The sequence below is a fragment of the Argonema galeatum A003/A1 genome (assembly GCF_023333595.1).
Taxonomy (GTDB): domain Bacteria; phylum Cyanobacteriota; class Cyanobacteriia; order Cyanobacteriales; family Aerosakkonemataceae; genus Argonema; species Argonema galeatum.
In genome coordinates, this window is the sequence record NZ_JAIQZM010000039.1 from 30,234 (window position 1) to 51,748 (window position 21,515).

Sequence of the window (21,515 nt, forward strand, 5' to 3'; positions counted from 1 at the left end):
CCGACAATATTTGTAACTAGCAACTTACGTTAGTAGTACTTGGTTTTTGTTTAGAAGGGCTCTACGTATTCGGCGTCGAGTCTGAAACAAACTATTGCAGTACTTCAGTTGCCAAAATTAGTCCGAGGCGATGCTTGCAGAATTTCTTTTACTTTATTCTGGGCCGATCGCATTAGCTGTTGCGCTTCTGCATAAGCGGTCGTCCCCGTTTTAACGTTCTCCAATTGATTAATAATTGTCTGGATCTGACCGAGGGTTCGATCGCGATCGACTGAGGAAGCATTGCGGGTGGTATTCGCAAGTAAAGATTCGATTTGACTTTTAGCCATCTCCAGATCTCTTACAGAAGCTTGTTCCATTTCCAACCTAGTTCGTACTGTTCCCACGTCACTTTGATATTTAGCTAGTAATTTTTGCGCTTCTACGTAGCCAGAGTCCTCTACTCGAACTGCTTCCAGCCGATCGATCGCCTGTGACCACAATTTTTGGATTTCCTGCCACTCACTAGCACTATGAGGCGGATTCTGCGCCTTTTGACCAGCCGCTATAGCAAATTGCTCCGCGACCTCAATCAAAGTTTCCGTTCTAGCACTCTTTGCGGCTATACTGGCAACTTCTTGAAAATCGCGCTGATAAGCTGCTAATTTAGTTCTTGATGTTCTTCCGATCAGTGTTTGCTGGGGCAGTTGATTTATCTGATCCAAAGCCGCTTGCCATGCTGCGATCGCTTTTTCTCGGTCTGCAACTGTTGACGCCTGTTCGTATTGCTGCTTAGCTGTGTTGAGCGCTTGTTCTCCTTGAGTTAGTAGCGTTTGGGCTTGCTTTTCTTGAAATAGCTTCGCTTCCATGCGCCCCACATTTGCTCTCGCTGCTTTAAACTCATCAAAGGTAAACTGCCAACCAAACCAAGCGGCGTATTTAGGCCAATAGCCTAAAAACCAAACTGGCAAAGCATCCAGGTGTTTTTGCGCTTCTTTTACTTTGACTGCGCCTAAGTCCAAATCGGCTGAACTGGTAGCTTGGTTTACCAACTGGTCGGCTTGTTCCACTGATGCGATCGCCCGCCGATAGTTATAATCCATACTCATATAGCTGGGTAGTAGCAAAATGGGTAATGTTCGCGCTACCGGCCAGCGAATCATCGGATAAGGTAGGTTCAGTACCCAAATTGCCCCAGCAGATCCAGCTAAAAATACAGCCGCAAATTTTATTTTGCTCCACGCACCGGGGGGACAGTTGGCTTTGGCGGCTTGTTTGAGAACTTTTTCGCTAAAGTTGGGGAAAAAATCTATAACTGTCTCCCGCAGTTCTTGGTAAGAAAGAGGTTCGCCTGTTTGCGATCGCAGTCTTTCTAACCGCTTCAGCACAATGTCTCGCTGTACATCTCCCGCCAGCACATCTTTAGAGCATCGCTTCACTTCAGTAGCAAGAATTTCAAAGGCGCGGTCATACAGACGAGGCATATAGTATACCAAGAAACTAATTCATTTTCGCAGGCAATTCTTTGTGGTGAACCCAGCTTTCTCTATAAGCTCATTGTTACACTCGATCGCAGCTTTGGGAATACTGTCTCCAGTCTAGCTGACCGAGATCACTTTAATTTTCTGAAGCGATGAGCAATACTACGGTAGAACGCAGCCTCAACCTAAAGGTGCGGCGTGCAGTAGGCGTGTTGCTCGCGCCGGGTGCTTTTCTTGGATTGTAACCTATGGGCAGATGTTGGGAGTTAACTTAAATGAAACAAGTTGGTGTAACAGTATGGTTTACTGGCCTTAGCGGTGCCGGTAAGACTACGATCAGTCGGGCTGTGGAGTTGGCGTTGCGATCGCGCGACTACTCTATAGAAATCCTTGATGGGGATGTAGTGCGCGAGAACTTGACAAAAGACTTAGGTTTTAGTAAAGAAGACCGCTACGAGAACATCCGCCGCATTGGTTTCGTGGCGCATCTGTTGAGTAGGAATGGCGTAATTGTTTTGGTTTCGGCTATTTCGCCTTACCGCGAGATGCGAGAAGAGGCAAAGAACCGAATCAAAGATTTTATCGAAGTTTACGTGAATGCACCTCTAGCAGTCTGCGAAGAACGCGATGTCAAAGGGCTTTATAAGAAAGCACGCGCTGGAAAAATTCAGCATTTTACTGGCATTGACGACCCCTATGAAGCGCCGCTACAGCCGGATGTGGAATGTCACACCGAGATAGAAAGTGTAGAAGAAAGTGTGGCTAAGGTTTTGCACAAGTTGGAAGCTGGTGGTTATATAAACTAGAACACCGATTCAGTATTCGTAGGGGCTCCGCATTCGGGCAGGAAATATAGGGCAAGAGCGATAGATTTTTTGCCCGAATGCTTCGCCCCTACAAGCTAAAAAGGCACCAATCAATAATTATTACTGAATCGGTGTTCTAGGGGCTAGAAAAGTCAAAATTAAAAAATAAAATGGGCTAGGAAGAAGAATTGCAAATTTTAGATTTCAGATTGCAGATTGAATTTCAAATCTAAAATCTAAAATTCCCCACTCCCTTACATATAACGAGTTAATTGAACTCGGAAGCGGTCTTTTTTGGTAATAGCTACTTCGCCAACTTCGAGGCGTCCTTTACCGCGAATGGCGATTAAGTCGCCTTGTTTAACTTGGTGACTGGCTGAGGTGATATCTTTCCAATTGACTCGGACATCACCGCCATCGATTAAATCGACCATTTTGGTGCGGGACATCCCAAACCCGGCTGATGCGATCGCATCCAGCCGCAAAGATGCTTCTACTGTTGTTAATTCTTTCTTTTTCGGTTCTTTGAACTTCAGTTCGCTCAAGTCGATCTGCTGAGTTTTCACCGGGACCGATCGCACTTGCGTCAAATGCTGTCCCAGATATTCTACCATTTCTGGAACTACAATTGCCTGAGCCCCTCGCTCTCCCAGCACAATCATGTCGCCAGTTTTTTCTCGCATAATCCCGCATCCCAACATGGAACCTAGAAAGTCGCGGTGAGTGGCGGTATCGAACAAAAAGTTACCGGCAATTTCCAGCGCCGCAATATCTACCTGAGATTGGTCGAGGGGAAGTTCCGATCGCGCGATCGCAACTCGTTGTCGTTCGGCTTGCGGATAACCTCCCCAAGCCAACAGATGCACTTCTGTCAAGCGTGCGAACATCTGCTGAACCTCCGCCAATTCTGGTGGCGAAAGAAAATCTGTAAACACAATTTCCCAGGTTTTGATAGCTTGTTCGGCTAAGTCAATTACCCGACGCGCAGTGTCTCGATTTTCGATTCCCTTTAAAAGTTCTTCCCTTGGCAACATCGTTCAATTTTAGATTTTAGATTTTATCGATCGGCGGCATAACCCTGGATATTTTCAGGCTCAAATTGGCGGAGTATGGTGGTAGCTTGGCCTGTCATATTTTCAGAACCACGAACGATAATTAAGTATTTACCAGCATTAAGACGATTGCGATAGGGTAAAGCATCACCGCTGCCAAATAATAGACCTGTGCCACCACCAATAAAAATACTGCCCATTAATCCACCGATCGCACCGAGGAGGCCACCGATCAAATGATCGCCGATTTCACCCGCCCAGGCAAAGGTGTTTAAATTAGTTTGCAGGCTGAATGCTAGACCAGCCACAAAGCCAAACGGCACTAGCCAATATCCCATTAGCTTAGCTTGGTTCTGAGCTTGCTCGTTGGGATCGATCAAGCCGAACTCGTCAGCACTTTTGTACCCTCTGCCCAGGATGGATACTTTATCCATCGGTAAGCCTTCTTTCTCTAGGGCAGAATAAGCTTCTTCTGCCTGAATGCGGTCTGCCAATACGGCAACGAGGTAATTCATAATTTGATCGAGTATTGTCGAATACAGAGACAGCCCCAATTAATAGAGTATTGTATTACTGCCTTGGCGCTACAAGATTATCTAGGGCGTTCGCGTTGGCGTAGCCTGCGACGCGAGCGCTCTTCGTGCCGGTAATCTGTCGCCTCACACATAAGTTTTCGCCCGGAATGCTTCGCCCTGACCAACATAGATATTTTTCTGGCGCACCGCGAGTAATTGGCTGAAAACCAACAAAACAAAAGAAATTAGGGGCTCGATCCGATCGCGATCGCACATCTCAAGTGGACAGATGGCAAGAAGAACACTCTCTGAAGCGGTGACATCTTCATTCACCACGATACCCAAAGCCCAAACTGACCCCAATGCCCTAACATCTTTAATGAAAACTTCAGCACCCGATGGCAACCGTCGCACCACTTTGCCGCTAGAATTACCTACTGTAGAGGTTTCAGATGGTGGTAAACTGGCCTGCACTGCATTAAAACAGCCGACAGACTAATATACAAAGACACACATCCCCATCTCTATTAGCAGTAACAAAAGTTCCTGCATTTCCCAAATTGTTGGCGGGACAGGTTTCCCCTCTAAACTCACTTACTCACCATGTCAAAGGTTCTCGTCTCCGATTCAATTGATCAAGCTGGCATCGACATCTTATCTCAGGTAGCCCAAGTTGATGTGAAAACGGGCTTGTCGCCAGAAGAATTAATCCGCATCATCCCAGAGTACGACGCGCTGATGATCCGCTCTGAAACTCGCGTTACGAAGGCAGCGATCGAAGCTGGCACACAGCTGAAAATTATTGGACGAGCGGGTGTTGGCGTTGATAATGTGGATATACCTGCGGCGACTAGGCAAGGTATTGTCGTCGTCAACTCTCCAGAAGGCAACACAATTGCGGCGGCGGAACACGCGATCGCAATGATGCTATCCCTCTCCCGTTATATCCCCGATGCCAACCAGTCCGTAAAAAACAACAAGTGGGATCGCAAGCGCTATATAGGGGTAGAAGTTTACAAAAAAAACCTCGGCGTTGTCGGCTTAGGTAAAATTGGCTCTCACGTAGCCACCGTAGCACGGGCAATGGGCATGAAAGTAATGGCCTTTGACCCGTATCTCTCCAGCGAACGGGCCGAACAGCTGGGCTGTCGCCTGGTGGAAATGGACTTGCTGTTGCGGGAAGCGGACTACATCACCCTGCATATGCCAAAAACGCCAGAAACCGCCCACCTAATCAACGCCGAAGCGCTGGCCAAAATGAAACCCACTGCCCGCATTATCAACTGCGCCAGAGGTGGAATAATTGACGAAGCGGCTTTGGCAGAGGCATTGCAACAAGGTAAAATTGCTGGTGCAGCATTGGATGTCTTCGAGACAGAACCCCTGGGCGAATCACCCCTGCGCGATCTCGGTAAAGAAGTTGTCCTTACGCCCCACCTGGGAGCCTCCACAGCCGAAGCTCAGGTTAATGTCGCCATTGACGTAGCAGAGCAAATTCGCGATGTCCTGTTAGGTTTACCGGCAAGGTCGGCTGTGAATATTCCCGGCTTGTATCCCGACATTTTAGAAAAGCTCAAACCATACATGGCACTGGCCGAAACTCTGGGCACCCTAGTCGGTCAGCTAGCTGGTGGAAGAGTGGAAAGTCTCAATGTTCGGATGCAGGGAGAATTGGCTACCAATGAAAGCCAGCCTTTAGTAGTGGCATCCCTCAAAGGTCTGCTCTCTCAAGCTTTGCGAGAGCGGGTAAACTATGTGAATGCGGCTCTAGAAGCTAAAGAGCGCGGAATTCGCGTCATTGAAACGCGGGATGCCTCGATTCGTGACTATGCTGGTTCCCTACACCTAGAAGCGAAGGGATCTCTGGGGGAACACTCAGTAACCGGCGCTTTATTGGGCGATGGCGAAATTCGGATCACCGATATTGATGATTTCCCCATCAATGTGCCACCTTCTCAGCATATGCTGTTTACCGTGCATCGCGATATGCCAGGTATTATTGGCAAAATTGGTTCCCTATTGGGCAGCTTTAATGTCAATATCGCCAGTATGCAGGTAGGCCGCAAAATTGTGCGGGGCGATGCAGTGATGGTGCTGAACCTCGACGATCCCTTACCGGAAGGAATCTTAAGCGAGATTCTCAAAGTTGCAGGGATTCGCGATGCCTACACGGTAACTTTGTAAGTGCTGAGTGCTGAGTGCTGAGTGCTGAGTAAAGGCTTTGATAAGTGGGTTAGCAACAAGTACTATAAGTTCTGAGTGCTGAGTGCTGAGTACTGAGTCTGGTCTTTCTACTCAGCACGGCTTCCGTTGCACTCAGGACTAAAATATGGCAAACAGCTGGTGGGAACTGCAAATTCTCTGCGACCAAGACCTAGAGGATTCTGTCTTTTGGCGATTAGAAAAATTTGGCTGTCGGGGAACTGCGAGTGAGATGAAGGGTCATGCTTGCTTGGTTAGAGGCTATATGCAGCAAGAGCAGGCGCAGCTTTTAGATTTGGCGGCGGTGTCCCTGTGGTTGCACCAGGATGCGCTGGTTTTGGGTCTGCCGGTGCCAGCGATGAAATGGCATCTCATTGATGAGGAAGATTGGGCGAGTAGCTGGAAGGCACACTGGCAACCCCAAGAGGTTGGCGATCGCTTTTTGATTTACCCCGCATGGTTACCTGTACCAGCAGACTCGGAACGAATCATTTTGCGCCTCGATCCGGGTCTTGCTTTTGGGACGGGGACTCACGCCACTACCCAGCTTTGTCTGGAATCGTTGGAAATGCGGCTTGGTTTTGAGGAAACTAAGGCTGTAGTGGCGGATATTGGTTGCGGTTCGGGAATTTTATCTTTGGGGGCGGTGTTGCTGGGGGCCCAAAAGGTTTATGCGATCGATACCGATCCCCTGGCGGTGCGTTCTGCACGCAGCAATCGCACCCTCAACCGGATTGCTTCTGGGCGTTTAATTGTGGAACAGGGCAGTGTCGATCGCCTGATCCAGCGGCTTGATGGCCCTGTCGATGGCATTGTGTGCAATATCCTGGCTGAGACGATCATCGACTTGACCCCGCAGATGAATGCGATCGTCAAACCCACCACTTGGGCCATTCTCAGCGGTATTTTGTTAGACCAAACTAAACCAGTTGCCGATGTTCTGGAGCAAAACGGTTGGGTGATTGCCACTCTTTGGCGTCGCCAAGACTGGTGTTGTTTTAATATCCGGCGTGGCTAAATAATTAAGGTCTTTAAAAGGCTATCCGAAAAGTAAGTTTTAAAGATTTTTTACCGCAGATGAAAGCAGATAAACGCAGATAAACGCAGATGCAGATCTAGATTTATCGTGATACCAAATCCTGGTTGATTACCCCCTTTATTCTTTAGTCCGCGTAGGCGGACTTCGTTTGTGTAGCCCCACCCTTAAGGGTGAGGGTTAAAAAGGGGGTGATAGAAGCGTATTTGGTATGAGGTGTCGAAGTAGAATCGGATTTTTCGTACTTTAACTAAACTACCCTCTAAAGCGAAATAAAAAATAGACGTAAACAACATCGATCGCAATCACCAAACCTTTACCAATCCAAGATTGGATCAGATTGAAAACAGGGAACGTCGCCAGCAGCACCAACGATATTTCAACAACAGAAACAATCCCACCGTAATGCTGCCGATCCCAGTAAGAAATGGGACTGATAAATCGATAGTTGCTTAAGGGGAAAAAGTGCCGATGCGCGTCATCGTTGTGAACTGGCAAGTCGAGAAGAGAATGCAGCACCATACTGATGCAGAGGATTTGCAAATTTTTCCATCCCAACTTATAAACGATGACGCATCCCAGCAAAGCCAAAGGAATCGAATGAAAAGTAGCGACAATATTTTGCCAAAAAGGTTCGTAGTAAGTTTCTGACCAGATTTGGCGTTCCGGCAGACGCGCAATCAATTTCGCCCATCCGTACAAAACAAATATTGGTATGTCAGGTAGAATCGCACCGATGAAAATGGGAAGATTTGCTTGTGGCTGCGTCTGTCTGCCTAAAAAGAAAAGATTAAGAATGGCGTGGCTGGGTGTGTTCATTGCCGATCTTGAGGAGGTAAATCACTTGGCCTAATATTAATAAAAGGCAATGCGCCATTACCACCCATAACTGTGGGAAAATGACCGTCCCATTTGTCGATCGCTTGCTTTTGCAAAATCTGCTGCGTTAAATTTTCCCGCAGTAATCTTTGAGCTTCAGCTTGTCCTTTAGCGCGGTTAATTTCTGCCTGTGCTTCTTGGGTGGCTTTTAGAGTTATGAACTCTGCCCGTTTTGCGTCCTGTTCCGCTATTTGTTTGGCTTCAACTGCCTCGCTAAACCGCTGTGAAAAACGGATATTAACCAGAGAAATATCATCGACTGCAACGTTATAGTGCGCCAGTCGAGATTTCAATAAATCGTCAATACCTGCTTTTACTTCTCCCCGTCTGGTGATAATTTGTTCGGCAGTATATAAAGCCATTACTGCTTTGAGAACTTCTTCAATTGCTGGGTTAATAATCCGTTCGACGACCTCGAACTCGTCGCCAATTTGCTGAAAAACCGTATTGGCGTTTTCTGGGATTATATGCCAGTTGAGCGCCACGTCAGTGAAGACATCCTGAAGATCTTTGGAAGCGGCTTGAGCGGGAATTTGGTGCTTTTGTACCCGGACACTGAGGGTTTTTACAGTATTGACAATTGGCAGAATTGGGTGTATGCCTTCTGACAAAACTTGCTCTTGCACTTGACCAAACTGCATCACCACGCCGCGTTGTCCAGCGTTGACAATTACGAAGGGTTTGAAAGCGATCGCAACCATTAACAGCAATATTGCTATTCCCGCTGCGATGTAAGAAGTATTGGTAGATTTCATTTATTTTGTTGAGTAGGCAAATTGGCCGGACTAACATTAATAAATGGTAGCGCACCATTGCCACTCATCACAGTGGGGAATTTGCCATCCCATTTTTCTATGGCGTGCTTTTGCAGGATTTGAGGCGTTAAATTTTCCCGCAGCAATCTTTGTGCTTCAGCTTGACCTTTGGCGCGGTTGATTTCTCCTTGGGCTTCCTTAGATGCCTTCACAGCGATAAATTCTGCCTGCTTGGATTCCTGTTCGGCAATTTGTTTTGCTTCGATCGCTTTACTAAACTCAGGGGAAAAAGCAAAATTGACCAGGGAAACATCATCTATTTTAACCCCATAAGCGGCTAGACGGGTCATGAGATTTTTATCAATTTCTTGTTTCAGCAGTGTCCGCTTGTTGATAATTTCCTCTGCCGTTCTTTTTGCTGTTGCTGCTTTGAGAACCTCTGATATGGCGGGAGTGATAATCCCATTAACAATTTGCTGGGCATCCCCAACCTGTTGATAAATTTTGTTGACTTGAGTGGGGTCAATGTGCCAGTTTACAGCGAGGTCTGTGGTCACCTTCTGTAGATCGCGAGAAGCTGCGTCTGTCTGAAAATCGTTTTTTTGTACGCGAACGCTGAGTTTCTTAACGGATGTGAAAATTGGCATAATCGGATGTATACCCTCGTCCAAAACGGTATTTTCGACTTTGCCGAAGTGCATGACAACGCCGCGTTCTCCAGCATTGATAATGACAAAGGGGCGCAAGATAATGGCTCCGAGTAATAGAGCTATACCGCCTGCAATGTTAAAAGCAACAGGAAAAGAATTGGGGGTTTGCGTTCTAAGGTTCTGCATATTTGTAGGTTTTGTAGTTTTTAAGCATTAATCGATCCGTTGCGATCGCGAAGCGTCTTTGAAGGAGAATCGCCCGATCGCAAAAACTGAATTGTTCCCGTTGCGCCATTCACAGAGAATTGGCTCAACCGCCGCCACCATCGCCACCACCGCCACCACCGCCGCCACCGCCGCCACCACCGCCACCACCGCCACCACCGCCGCTATCGCCGCCACCGCCGTCACTGCTGCTACTAAGAATGGGGATGATTTGTTCGATCTGCTTTTGATAAGAACAAGAGCGACAGTCGCAAGTAATCAAGCCCTTCCCTTCTCGCGCATACGTAGGAGCTTCCACAACTTGGTCTAACTTGTAGATTGTCAATTCCTGACAGGTAGGACAGAGCTTGTCAGGATCTGAAGTCATCACATAAGCCCGTAAATGAACTTGTCCTGAAATTTGCCCCGGATTGCAGTTCGGGCATCGCCATCCCTCAAATTTGATATTCTCAATATTTTGTGCAACTTGCTGAGGATGACTCAGATGAGCTATAAGCGATCTGGAATTTAGTTGTTTTAAAGGCATTTGGCAATCCGCACAGTGTAGGGGACGGATTGACTGCCTTTCATCATTATCTTTACGTAAAATTGCTTTGGCTAATCGGGACGCTGGGATATAAGCAATCAACCCGGCAACCACTCCGATCGGTAACTTGATTGCTTCTGCCAGAGCAAACATTATTAAAATTACGGAGGCTAACTCCATCCGTTTATAATTGTATATGATATCTTTCTCAAAGATATTCGGGTGACGATTGCAGGCAATACAATAGCTTATAAATCCTGCAATGAATGATGAAGTAATTCCTCCTGAAAATAGCAATGCGATTGTGAATGTTGAACTAAAAAACCATAAGCCTAGAGAATTTCGGATTTCTTTATCATGATCGTCTAAAGCCAGTATTCGCAACAGATGGGACTCCCTGGAAAGTTTGATAAACACTGGACGACGCGATCGCGCAATTCCCAGACCAGCAAAAATACTTACTACCGCACCACATCCCGCAAATATCCAGATGTAAGCAGGTCTAATGAATGGGGAGAAAGTGTACTCCTGCCCAGGAGTAGAAATGAGATTATCTGTGTGAGGACTTGGATGCGGTTTGTAAGTCTGCAAAACCTTAATGATTTCTTGGGTTCCGGTCAGCATTGCCCCGTTAAAATTACCTTGATTAACACGGGGTCTGATCTCTCCTTTGATCAGGCTAACAACCCGATCGTTAGGAAAAATTTCGACAATGCCCCAACCTGTGACAATTTCAATGCGATCGTCACCTTTGGAATATAAAAGCAAAACCCCATTATCTAGACCTTTTTTGCCAATTGTCCAGTATTTAAACCAAGCCAGTGCAAATTCCCTGGGAGAACTGTAAGGTGACGTTTCTGGTACAGTTATAAGCATTATTTCACAGCTATTTTGTGCTTCTAACTGTGAAATCGAGCGATTGATTTCTGCTTCAGTTGCAGGACTGAGAATGTCGATCGTATCTGTCACCCAGCCATTTGGTCTGGGGCCGCGTACTTCCTGTACGGTGATGGCTTTACTTGGGATGGGGAAGCTAGCGATCGCTAAACTCAGAAAACCGACACAAAGGGTTTGATGGATAGCAAGGACAAGAAATTTCACTGTGATTTCATCCTTTTTGGTCTTACAAAGTTGGTGCGGCTCAGGTGATTAACTGCCTTCTACTTCTTTACAATCTTTGATTTGCCCTAATTGCACCAGATCAGCTTAAGATCGGTAAAACTAAGGGTTATAGTTGATCTTGACAAGCACAAAATATCGGTATACATGACCACACTCAGAGCTTCTAAGCAGGGACTCACCAAAATTAAGCAAGCCAGAGAGAAAAAAGGGTGGCCTGTAGCCGATCGCAACTGGCTAGAAGCAGCGAGTCTGTGTCTGGGAGTGAATTGGGAAAAAACTGGTTATCTAGCTGAGGGGATTTCAGAAGGAACTTGGAGTCGTTTCTTAGCAGGGAAGCGATCGATCAATGCCAGTGCTTTCCAGGCTTACAGCGCGGTTCTCGGACTGAACTGGGAAGAAGTGGTTAATGGCATTCAAGGCCAAGATTGGGGCGATGCACCGGATTTGCCCAGTTTTTATGGACGCGCAGAAGAACTGGCGAAGCTAAAGCAATGGATTGTCAAAGATAAGTGCCGCTTGGTGGCTATCCTGGGCATGGGGGGAATTGGCAAAACGGCTTTAGCTGTACGCAGTGCAGAAGATATCCAGAATGAGTTTGAGTACCTGATTTGGCGAAGTCTCCGCGCTTCTCCACCTGTTGAAGAGGTTCTGGCTGACCTGATTCGATTCTTTTCCAACGACAAAAAAACTGCTTTAACAGACAACACCGACAAAATGGTCAAGCAATTAATTGATTACCTCCGACAACATCGGTGTCTAGTTGTACTGGATGAAATGCAGGCAATTTTGAGCAGCGGCAAACTGGCTGGACACTATCGAGAAGGATATCAGGATTATAGTAAGTTGCTCAGAGAAGTTGGCGAAGTGAAACATAACAGTTGCTTCGTGCTGACTAGCTGGGAAAACCCCAAAATAATGGCATCATTAGCAGAAAAAACTAAATTCGTTCACTACTTAAAACTGACGGGTTTGAAGGATATCGATGCCCAGGAAATTTTGACTGAAAAAGGTTTGTCCGATCGGGAGACTTGGGGAACCTTAAATCAACTATACGGCGGGAATCCCTTATCGTTAAAAATAGTTTCTATAACTATCAAAGATTTTTTTAATGGCAGTGTCGCCAAATTTCTCGAAGCAGGTACGATAGTCATCGGAGATATTAGTGAAGTTTTAGATCGGCAGTTCGATCGCCTGACAGATTTAGAAAAACAGATCGTGCGCCAGCTAGCCACTAACGTTACTCCGAAGTCCCTGCCACAATTAGCAGAAATTATCTCGCCACCAGGATCGAAATCCGAACTAATCGAAGCTTTAGAATCCTTGGAACGGCGCTCATTAATTGAAAAAATTACAGGAGGCAGTGAAGTTATGTTCACTCTACAGCCTGTAGTTATGAAGTACATTCAGAAAGTGTCGAAAATATCTGCGAGCCACCTTTAGGGTGCAAACTTATGAGTTACTACTGCATCAATCCCTGGTGTCAAAATCGAGAAAACCCGGAGCATCTGGAACGTTGCCAATCCTGTGAAACTGAACTGCTAGTTAAGAACCGATATCGCCTAGTCAGACCTCTACGCGATCTGGATAAGCACCCTTATACTAATATTTTTGAAGTAGAAGATATAGAGGAACGGCAAACGCTTAAAGTCCTAAAAGTGTTAATTAAGGATATTACTCACATAGTCGAACTATTTGAACAAGAAGCGAATCTTTTAATCAATCTTACACATCAGGGAATTCCTAGAGCAGAGTCAGAATTAATTGTTTCACTCAGCAAAGGTAGGGAATTGCGCTGCTTGGTGATGGAGAAAATAGAAGGGCTAAACCTAGAGCAGTGGTTAAAGCAGAATGGGCGAATATCTGAAAATTTAGCACTAAACTGGCTGAAACAATTAGTAGTAATTCTGGATTACGTGCATCGAAATAATCTTTTTCATCGAGATATTAAACCGTCCAACATTATGCTCAAGGATGATGGAAAACTTGTGCTTATTGACTTTGGCACAGCCAGGAGGGTAACGCAGACAGTCATTGATGGGCAGAATGTTACGAAAATTTGTTCGCACGGTTATACCGCTCCAGAGCAAATGGCGGGCAGAGCAGTTCCGCAGTCTGATTTCTTTGCGCTTGGCTGTACCTTTGTGCATTTACTGACAGGAATACACCCTAATAAACTAACCAGAGAACGCCAAACAGATAAGTTGATTTGGCGATACAGTGCTACTCAGATTTCCAGGGAGTTGGCAAATTTAATTGATGATATGATGGCCGTACCGTGTCAGAAGCGGCCTAAAAATACGCCAGAAATTTTACACCGAATTAAAGAAATAGAATCAAAAACATTCTGCGGTTATCTGCTCAAAAGACTCTCTTTTGGTGCAGTTTTTCTAGTTTTTGCGACGGTAATTTATGGAAGTAATTGGTATTTAACTGGCGTCCGTGGTTGTGCAAAGATTGAGTTCAGGAATTTTCATAAAGGCGACAATTTAAGTTGTGGGGAAGAAATCCTGGTTTCAGAACCTGCGGTACTGGGGAAGCAAGAGGGGGTGATTGCCTTTGCAGATGGCAAATATCAAAAAGCTGCTGAATCACTAGAGAAGGCATGGAATAAGCGACGAGAACCCGAAATTTTGATTTACCTCAATAATGCCAGACTAATGAATCAAAAAGCTTACACGATTGCTGTTGTGGCTCCCATAACCAACAATCGAGACAGAGCGCTGGAAATTTTGCGAGGAGTCGCCCAAGCCCAGAATGAGTTCAATGATGAGCAAAAAAAGATTAATGGAATGGGGCTGAAGGTGTTGATTGGGGATGATGCTAATGACCCTATCCGGGCTAGGAAAATGGCAGAGTCACTGGTGTCGAAAGGGGACATTTTAGGTGTTGTCGGTCACTATGCGAGTGAAGTGACGATGGGAGCTATAGATGTTTATCAAAAGCACGGGTTAGTATTAGTTTCTCCTGGCAGCACTTCGGAAGATCTCTCAGTCTGGAGCAATATTTCTAAATACGTTTTCTTTCGCACTGTACCCAGTAATAGGGTGAATGCTCAGGCTATGGCTAGCTATTTGATCCAAGCTCATCAGCGAACAGCAGCAGTTTTTTACACTCCTCAGAGTAATTACAGCAAATCTATCCGAGATCAATTTCACATTAGCTTCCCCGCAAGTGGAGGACAGGTAGTGGCAGATTTTGATTTGTGTAAAAATAATTTTAATGCAGTTGCTGCTATAACCCAAGCACAAAGACAAGGAGCCACTACGCTTGTTATCCTTCCTGATGGTCAAACTTGTTCTATGTCCTTTGGTAATGTTTTAAATTTAATTAAGGCTAATCAGGGTCGTTATTCGATGATCGGAGGATGGGGTGTTTACGATTCTAATATTTTAAAAATGAGATCTAAAGATGTTGTGGAGCGCCTAGTGGTGACTGTACCTTGGCATCGGTTGAGCAGTCCAAATCCAAAGTTTTCCGCTTTATCTGAGCAGCTATGGAAAGGAGAAGTGAGCGGTTTGACAGCTACGGCGTATGATGCAAGTCGTGTGTTGATAACGGCTTTGACAAAAAAACCTCAACCAAAGCGTTCTGATGTGCGGGAGGTTTTATCGGTTGGCGGCTTTGAAGCCTACGGTGCTACGGGGGTGATTAGTTTTCACTTTTCTAGTGGCGATCGCAACGAACCTATTAGTGTATTGGTCAAAGTTGTGCCGTCTAAGTGTTCGCCCTACGGTCATATATTTGTACCAGTAAACTATTCTAAATTTGATACCAAATCCGCTTGCCTTGACCCCTTTTTTACCCGACGACTAAAGTCGCGGCTACACAAACAAAGCCCGCCTGCGCGGGCTTCAAGAAAAAGGGGGTAGTTAACCCGGATTTGGTATGACAGCTTAAAAGTGGGTTTCAAAATACACTACTCCTTAGCGGCTAGAATCATTGGTTTAGAATAATAAATATGAAGATTACTCAACGTCACGCTTGGCCGCTCACTGCTGAAGAGGCGATTCCTATTCAAGAACAACTGGCAAAAGAGGTGATTACCTCTGACGAGTTGGGAACAATACAGTATGTTGCTGGTGTGGATATGGGTTTTGAGGAGTCGGGTAGGATCTCCCGATCGGCTGTTGCAGTTCTCAGTTTCCCGGATTTGCAGCTGGTTGAGCAGGCGATCGCATATCGTCCTACCACCTTTCCCTATATTCCGGGATTTCTATCTTTTCGAGAAGTTCCAGCTGTACTGGATGCGCTGGCAAAACTGACGATCGCACCCGACTTGATCTTATGCGACGGTCAAGGTATTGCCCATCCCCGCCGTTTTGGGATAGCCTGTCATCTGGGATTATTGATAGATGTACCGACAATTGGTGTAGCCAAATCCTTATTAATTGGGAAACATGAAGAGTTACCTTCAGAAAGAGGGGCGTGGAAACCGCTGCTGCATCGGGGCGAAACGATCGGTGCTGTGTTGCGATCGCGCACAGGAGTCAAACCTCTGTATGTTTCTAGCGGACATCGGGTGAGTCTACCAACTGCGATCGATTATGTGATGCGTTGCACTCCCAAATATCGACTCCCAGAAACAACTCGCTGGGCTGATAAATTGGCGTCGAATCGTTGAGCAATTTGCTTGCAGTCCGATCGAGTACACCCCAGAAACCGGGTTTCTTGAAGAAACCCGGTTTCTATTTACCTCACTCGCCTGAAAAGCACTTTAATTTCATGTGCTGTCGATTGCCATAGTTAAATATTTGGTAAGTTGTTGCGCTTTAGCGCTCTTTAAGATAGCGCTGAAGCGCAACAACATACCTGACAAAGTTTTATCATGGGCGATCGACCGAAAATGATATAATTTTAAATTTTAGATATCCGATTAAAGTACCATATTTTTATTTAAATTTGCTATCTCAAATCTTAAATTTGCAATTCCCCTCAACTGGAGATCGGCTGTTTAACCGGAAGTTCGACGCTCAACTCAGTCTCTTCGCCCAGCCGGGAATTACAACGAATCTGTCCGCCATGCTTTTCGAGAATTTGATAGGAAATGGAAAGACCTAATCCGGTGCCTTTGCCAACTTTTTTTGTTGTGAAAAATGGATCGAAAATCTTCTTTTGCAGTTCCGGTGCAATCCCAGAACCATTATCGCGAATTCTTACCTGAACTTTATCGGGGGCGATTTGCTCTGTCTCGATCGCAATTTGTTTATTTGGTTGCTCTGCTTGTTCTAAAAGGGCGTCGATCGCATTGTTGAGGATGTTCATAAAAACTTGATTTATCTGTGCTGGATAGCACTCCACCAAAGGCAGGTTTCCATACTGCTTAATCACTTCAATGTTGTCTTTGAGCCGGTTGTTCAGAATCAACAGGGTGCTGTCAATTCCTTCGTGCAGATCGACGTTTTTTACCTCGGCTTCATCGAGACGGGAGAAGTTACGCAAAGATAATACCAGTTGGCGAATGCGATCGGCTCCCATTTTCATAGAAGTCAGAGTCTTCGGCAGATCTTCTGCAATAAATTCTAGTTCAATGTCGTCAATGCGTTCCAGAATTTCCTCATGTGGTTTGGGATATTTCTGCTGATAGAGATGCACTAATCCTAGCAATTCTTCAACATAGTTTTTTGTGTGTTCGACGTTACCGTAGATAAAGCTGATCGGGTTGTTTATTTCGTGGGCAATGCCTGCTATCATCTGACCGAGACTAGACATTTTTTCGGTCTGAATTAGCTGGGTTTGCGCTTGTTGAAGTTCTTGGGTGTATTCTGCTACTCGTTGGATTAATTCATTGAGAGATGTAGTTAATAACCCAACTTCATCTTCGGTCAGCACGGGAGCCTGAAGTGTGAAGTTAGATTCTTTAGTTACTTGCCGAGCGATTTTAGTGGTGACTTCGATGGGATAGGCAATAACCCGGCTGGTATAGATGGCTAAAGCAGCTGCGATCGCAACTGCTGATAGTAAACTAATAATCAAAACTAAGTTTCCCACCGCACTTGCTTTATCCAAGTCTTGTAGCGTTTTTTGTGCTTCTTTTTCTTGGATTTCAGTAACGATATTTGACATTTCGCGGGAAAGTTTATTAATTTCCATCTCTACTTTACTGCTTTTATAACTTATGTTCGCTAGCAGATCAGACTGAACTTTTTCTGTCTTCAAATTAGACGGTTGAAATTCCTTGTCAATTGTCTCTAGTCTCTGGGAGTAATCTTTTATAGAATCTATATAAGCTTGGATCGATCGCTTTATTTCTTTACTATCATTTACTTGTTTAGGTGAATCACGATCTTGTAACTCCGAACTCTCTAAAAAAGAGTTGGTTTGATATAATAGTCTATTTACCGCTGCAATATATTCGAGAAGTCGAGAATATTCTAGCTCTAACCTTACAGGTTCTCTTAATAGAGGAATTAGTTTTGGCGTTTGAGTCTGGGCTTGCAAAACCGCTGCTTGCAAATTATTCAATAAGGATATTATTTTCTGAGACTCAGCTAATTGCTTTTTAGCTTGGTCTTGATAATAATTTTCTAGCACTTTTCCTGTAGTAGAACCTAGAATGGCAATTCCAATGGTAAGGGCATACCCATAAGCAATTTTCTGCCGGATACCTAAGCGACTAAATAGCTGCTTAAACCAGCCTAGAGGCAAGGTTATGACTCGGTTCTTAGATGGAGGTTTCAAAGCGAATCCTTAATAATGCAAGTTGTACCATCTATACATAGGATAGTCGATCGAAAGGTAAAGAAATGTAAATTTTGTATAAAAGTTTCTTGATTTTTCTAAATTGCAGCACAAGTAGTCTTTAACCTCAACTACCTATTAGACATCTCCAGAAATTAAAGGTGCTAACCCTTGAACCCTTGTAGAGACGTTGCATGCAACGTCTCTACATTCTTTGAAAGGAGATGTCTATTGAGTTGGCTTATCGGTAACGATCGCAAAGCCATATTTGACAAACACAGATCCGGCCCGATCGGTTTGCAGAAATTGGACAAATTCCTTGGCTTGAGGGATGTTTTTGCTAGCTTTGAGGACTGCTGCGCTATAGGTAATCGGGGAATGGGAGTTTTCGGGTGCGATCGCCACAATCTTGATCTGATTTACTTTGATCGCATCCGTTGCGTACATAATTCCTGCATCCGCATTTCCCTTGTCAACAAAGCTCACTATCTCAGTTCCACTCTTGGCAAAAACAAATTTCGATTTTACCTGTTCTAAAATACCGAAATACTGGAGAACTTCTTCGCCATACTTGCCAGACGATCCGTTATTTGGATTACTTATAGCAAGTCTTTTGATTTGATTGTCGGTCAAGTCGTTGAAGTTAGAAATACCTGTAGAGTTTTTAGGCCCGATCAATATGATTTGGTTTCTCAGTAAATTTTTACGGGTATCCTTTATGACAAATCCTTTGGACTGCAAATTATCCATAAATTGCGAGCCCCCAGTGATATATATATCAACGTTTGCTCCCTGTTCGATCGCCTTTTGATGAGACCCACTGCTGTTAAAATTGTAAATAATGCTAACATTCGGTTTTTCTTGAGTATAAATTTCTTTGATTTCTTCCAGAGAACTTTTTAAACTTGTGCCTGCTGAGATAGTTAAGACAACTGGTTTTACTTGTTGAGTACAACTAATCAAGACCAGAGACAGGATACTTACCCAGCCAACAAAAGTGAACATAAATATTTTTTTCATCGCCTCATCATCCAGATACTTCCCGCAAAATTGCCTGTAAAACAGCCCGTTAATTATTGCTTGTAAGCATTGCCATTCAGAGTGAATCGGTATTTTAAAAACACTGCTTTAGCTCGCTCGCTTTGAAGAAATCCGATAAATTCCTTGGCTTCGGGGATATTTTTACTGTTTTTGAGTACTGCGGCGGGATAGATAATCGGAGAGTGCCAGTTTTCTGGTGCGATCTCGACAATCTTGATTTTATTGGAGAGGATAGCATCTGTTGCCAAAACAATTCCTGTATCGGCTTTTTTATTTTCCACATAACTTACTATCAGAGTAGGATCTTGAACAAAAACTAATTTTGGTTTTACCCGGTTTAAAATACCCAAATAACTGAGAATTTCCAGAGAATATTTCCCGATTGATACAGTCTGCGGATCTGCCAAAGCGACTTTCTTGACTTGCTCGCGGGTTAAGTCTCTGAACTCAGAAATATCTCTAACATTTTTTTGAGCGATCAATACCATTTTGTTGCCCAGGAGATTTTTACGAGTTTCGATCAGCACAAATCCCTCGGACTGCAAAGCATCCATTTGTCTAATTCCCGAAGGAATGAAAATATCGGCAGTCGCTCCTCCTGCGATTTGTTTTTGCAGGATACCTGAGGGAGCAAAAGTGTAAGTAATGGTAACGTTCGACTTTTCTTCACTATAGAGTTTCTGGATATCTTTCATAGCGTTTTTCGCACTTGAGGCACAAAAAATAGTTAAGGATACAGGTTTTGCCTGTTTTGTGGCTGCGGCACAGCCCACCAAAAGCAGAGATAGAATAACTATTGAGCCAATCACGTTGAAGATATGGGTATTTTTCATCCGGATACGAACAAGTTATTAGTTATTCACGCAAGTTGCTAGTTATATAGTTGAAGCTGGTATTAGGTACGTAGTTGCGCTTTAGCGCTCTTATTACGACTGGGATAAGAGCGCTAAAGCGCAACTACGTACCCAGAAAGCAAGTAACTAGCAACTTGAGTTATTCTACAAATATAGACCCCAGAGAGGGAAAGGACAGTTAAACTGGAAATTGAGCTTTTTCAGCAGCAGCCCCGCGCTCTACCCGATAGGGTGAGCGTCGGGAAGAATGCGTGCGAGTGCAGGAGCGATAGAGCGACCTATGCGAAGCGAGGTCAGGGAACAGCGACGAAACGAGCAAATCTAGAGATGCCGTTAGACAGGCGCGTTCTGATTTTCAATGTACTGGCGCAAAACCGAAATCAGTGTAGCTTGAACCGATAACGCTCATATGAGAACCGCACACCAGTACCGATTACGATTGACGAAGTTGCAGCAAACCACGATTGACCAGTGGCTTGAACTTGCACGTCGTCAATACAACTATCGTTTAGCAGAGCGGTTCAACTGGTATGAGCAAAATCGCTGTGATATCAATGCTTGTCCGTTGACCTGCCACTTGCCAGAGTTGAAAGAGAATCCTAATTTCTATTCGCAGAAGCGGGATTTAGTTAACTCGAAAAAGCTGTTTCCTGAATACAAAGAGCTTCCTTCTCATACCCTGCAAGATGTGATTGCGCGAGTAGAAAAGACGTTCGACCGATGGCTAAGTGGTGATTGCAACGGTAAGCGAAGCGGTAAACCACGCTTCAAAGGACAGGGACGATTTCGTTCGATTGCATTCCCCGATCCGGTCAAACCAGAACACATCAACGGGCGGTTCATCCAGCTTCCGAAAATTGGCAAGCTGAAAATGATTTTGCACCGTCCCCTACCCGATGGTTTCAAGGTGAAAACGGCGGCAATCATCAAGAAGGTAGACGGCTATTACATCACGCTGTCGCTTCAAGATTCGTCCGTTCCCGTTCTCAGTCCTGACGTTCCGGAACTGGGAAACACTATCGGGATTGATATGGGTTTGAAGTCATTTCTGGTAGATGATTCGGGAAAAGAGGTAGAGATCCCGCAGCATTACCGCAAATCAGAAAAGCGTCTGAAGCGGTTACAGCGTTCACTTTCCCGTAAAAAGAAAGGTTCAAATCGTCGCAAAAAAGCGATTAAGCGAGTCGCTAAGGCTCATTTGAAAGTCAGTAATCAACGGAAAGATTTTCACTACAAAACTGCTCTTAAGCTTTTGTCTCCAGGGAAGCACGTTGCACATGAAAAGCTGAATATCAAAGGTCTAGCCAAGTCTCGACTGGCAAAATCTGTCAATGATGCTGGATGGGGTCAATTCCTGCAAATTCTCTCAATCAAGGCTGAAAGAGCCGGGTTGCTTGCAATCGCTGTGAATCCAAACGGCACTTCTCAAAACTGCTCTGGATGCGGTACAAGAGTCCCAAAAGCACTTGCGGACAGGCTTCATGTTTGTCCTGAATGTGGACTGACGCTAGACCGTGACCATAATGCAGCAATCAATATCAAGTATTTGGCGGTAGGGCATTCCGTCAATAAAGCTCAGGTAACGTCCGAAGCAATAGCTGGAGTCACTGAGAAGCCCGCTCTGTATGCGTAAGCATCAGAGTCGGGAGTATGTCATAAATCAAAGCATCATAGACTGAAGAACTTTATTAAATATAGGATTTATTAAAAGCAG

18 protein-coding genes are annotated in these 21,515 nt (G+C 44.9%); 7 read left to right on the forward strand and 11 right to left on the reverse strand.

The genetic code is table 11. From position 1 onward, the window contains the following. Positions 1 to 104 precede the first annotated feature (104 nt). Positions 105 to 1,463 (reverse strand): hypothetical protein, encoded by a 1,359-nt coding sequence (locus LAY41_RS27030; protein ID WP_249104873.1) that lies wholly within the window; start codon positions 1,461 to 1,463, stop codon positions 105 to 107. 272 nt (positions 1,464 to 1,735) lie between these two features. Here LAY41_RS27030 and cysC point away from each other — a divergent pair, with 272 nt between their 5' ends. Next, on the forward strand, positions 1,736 to 2,266 hold the full coding sequence (cysC, locus tag LAY41_RS27035) for an adenylyl-sulfate kinase (RefSeq protein WP_249104875.1): 531 nt from the start codon (positions 1,736 to 1,738) through the stop codon (positions 2,264 to 2,266). Between the two features lie 254 nt (positions 2,267 to 2,520). On the opposite strand, the gene LAY41_RS27040 is transcribed toward cysC, so the two are convergent. From LAY41_RS27040 to LAY41_RS27050, 3 genes are all read right to left on the reverse strand, one after another. Continuing rightward, entirely contained in the window at positions 2,521 to 3,300 is a 780-nt protein-coding gene (locus LAY41_RS27040; protein ID WP_249104877.1) for a photosystem II electron transport protein, Sll1252 family, read from the reverse strand. Positions 3,301 to 3,323: 23 nt separating this feature from the next. Then, complete coding sequence (locus LAY41_RS27045; protein ID WP_249104879.1) at positions 3,324 to 3,833, reverse strand: hypothetical protein; 510 nt, start codon at positions 3,831 to 3,833, stop codon at positions 3,324 to 3,326. A 144-nt stretch (positions 3,834 to 3,977) separates the two neighbouring features. Beyond that, the gene (locus LAY41_RS27050) at positions 3,978 to 4,307 is read right to left on the reverse strand and encodes a hypothetical protein (protein WP_249104881.1); all 330 of its coding nucleotides are present in this window, start codon (positions 4,305 to 4,307) and stop codon (positions 3,978 to 3,980) included. 129 nt (positions 4,308 to 4,436) lie between these two features. Here LAY41_RS27050 and serA point away from each other — a divergent pair, with 129 nt between their 5' ends. Continuing rightward, the gene (serA, locus tag LAY41_RS27055) at positions 4,437 to 6,017 is read left to right on the forward strand and encodes a phosphoglycerate dehydrogenase (RefSeq protein WP_249104883.1); all 1,581 of its coding nucleotides are present in this window, start codon (positions 4,437 to 4,439) and stop codon (positions 6,015 to 6,017) included. Positions 6,018 to 6,162: 145 nt separating this feature from the next. Then, positions 6,163 to 7,053, forward strand: a complete 891-nt coding sequence (gene prmA / locus LAY41_RS27060) for a 50S ribosomal protein L11 methyltransferase (protein WP_249104886.1) — start codon at positions 6,163 to 6,165, stop codon at positions 7,051 to 7,053. Between the two features lie 273 nt (positions 7,054 to 7,326). On the opposite strand, the gene LAY41_RS27065 is transcribed toward prmA, so the two are convergent. From LAY41_RS27065 to LAY41_RS27080, 4 genes are all read right to left on the reverse strand, one after another. Beyond that, the gene (locus tag LAY41_RS27065) at positions 7,327 to 7,890 is read right to left on the reverse strand and encodes a hypothetical protein (protein ID WP_249104888.1); all 564 of its coding nucleotides are present in this window, start codon (positions 7,888 to 7,890) and stop codon (positions 7,327 to 7,329) included. Then, on the reverse strand, positions 7,887 to 8,705 hold the full coding sequence (locus LAY41_RS27070) for a prohibitin family protein (RefSeq protein ID WP_249104890.1): 819 nt from the start codon (positions 8,703 to 8,705) through the stop codon (positions 7,887 to 7,889). The genes LAY41_RS27065 and LAY41_RS27070 overlap by 4 nt, the downstream gene beginning before the upstream one ends. Beyond that, positions 8,702 to 9,541, reverse strand: a complete 840-nt coding sequence (locus LAY41_RS27075; RefSeq protein ID WP_249104892.1) for a prohibitin family protein — start codon at positions 9,539 to 9,541, stop codon at positions 8,702 to 8,704. The genes LAY41_RS27070 and LAY41_RS27075 overlap by 4 nt, the downstream gene beginning before the upstream one ends. A 124-nt stretch (positions 9,542 to 9,665) precedes the next feature. Beyond that, positions 9,666 to 11,207 carry a TPM domain-containing protein gene (locus LAY41_RS27080; protein WP_249104894.1) on the reverse strand — a complete coding sequence of 514 codons (1,542 nt, stop codon included), beginning with the start codon at positions 11,205 to 11,207 and terminating at the stop codon, positions 9,666 to 9,668. Positions 11,208 to 11,372: 165 nt separating this feature from the next. Here LAY41_RS27080 and LAY41_RS27085 point away from each other — a divergent pair, with 165 nt between their 5' ends. The 3 genes from LAY41_RS27085 to nfi all read left to right on the forward strand — a co-directional run bounded on the left by LAY41_RS27085 (position 11,373) and on the right by nfi (position 15,849). Continuing rightward, the gene (locus LAY41_RS27085) at positions 11,373 to 12,668 is read left to right on the forward strand and encodes an XRE family transcriptional regulator (protein WP_249104895.1); all 1,296 of its coding nucleotides are present in this window, start codon (positions 11,373 to 11,375) and stop codon (positions 12,666 to 12,668) included. A gap of 11 nt (positions 12,669 to 12,679) precedes the next feature. Continuing rightward, positions 12,680 to 15,097: a bifunctional serine/threonine-protein kinase/ABC transporter substrate-binding protein gene (locus LAY41_RS27090; protein ID WP_249104897.1), complete on the forward strand. Its 2,418-nt coding sequence runs from the start codon at positions 12,680 to 12,682 to the stop codon at positions 15,095 to 15,097. 89 nt (positions 15,098 to 15,186) lie between these two features. Continuing rightward, positions 15,187 to 15,849 carry a deoxyribonuclease V gene (nfi, locus tag LAY41_RS27095; RefSeq protein WP_249104899.1) on the forward strand — a complete coding sequence of 221 codons (663 nt, stop codon included), beginning with the start codon at positions 15,187 to 15,189 and terminating at the stop codon, positions 15,847 to 15,849. A gap of 311 nt (positions 15,850 to 16,160) precedes the next feature. Here the strand turns inward: nfi and LAY41_RS27100 are convergent, their stop codons facing one another. The 3 genes from LAY41_RS27100 to modA (LAY41_RS27110) form a co-directional block, all read right to left on the reverse strand. Then, positions 16,161 to 17,906 (reverse strand): sensor histidine kinase, encoded by a 1,746-nt coding sequence (locus LAY41_RS27100; RefSeq protein WP_249104902.1) that lies wholly within the window; start codon positions 17,904 to 17,906, stop codon positions 16,161 to 16,163. Between the two features lie 228 nt (positions 17,907 to 18,134). Then, positions 18,135 to 18,911, reverse strand: a complete 777-nt coding sequence (gene modA, locus LAY41_RS27105; protein WP_249104905.1) for a molybdate ABC transporter substrate-binding protein — start codon at positions 18,909 to 18,911, stop codon at positions 18,135 to 18,137. 68 nt (positions 18,912 to 18,979) lie between these two features. Next, positions 18,980 to 19,780, reverse strand: coding sequence for a molybdate ABC transporter substrate-binding protein (gene modA, locus LAY41_RS27110; protein WP_249104907.1), 801 nt, complete (start codon positions 19,778 to 19,780; stop codon positions 18,980 to 18,982). A 430-nt stretch (positions 19,781 to 20,210) separates the two neighbouring features. Between modA (LAY41_RS27110) and LAY41_RS27115 the strand changes: the two genes are divergently transcribed. Next, entirely contained in the window at positions 20,211 to 21,434 is a 1,224-nt protein-coding gene (locus tag LAY41_RS27115) for an RNA-guided endonuclease InsQ/TnpB family protein (RefSeq protein WP_249104909.1), read from the forward strand. The last annotated feature ends 81 nt before the right edge of the window (positions 21,435 to 21,515 follow it).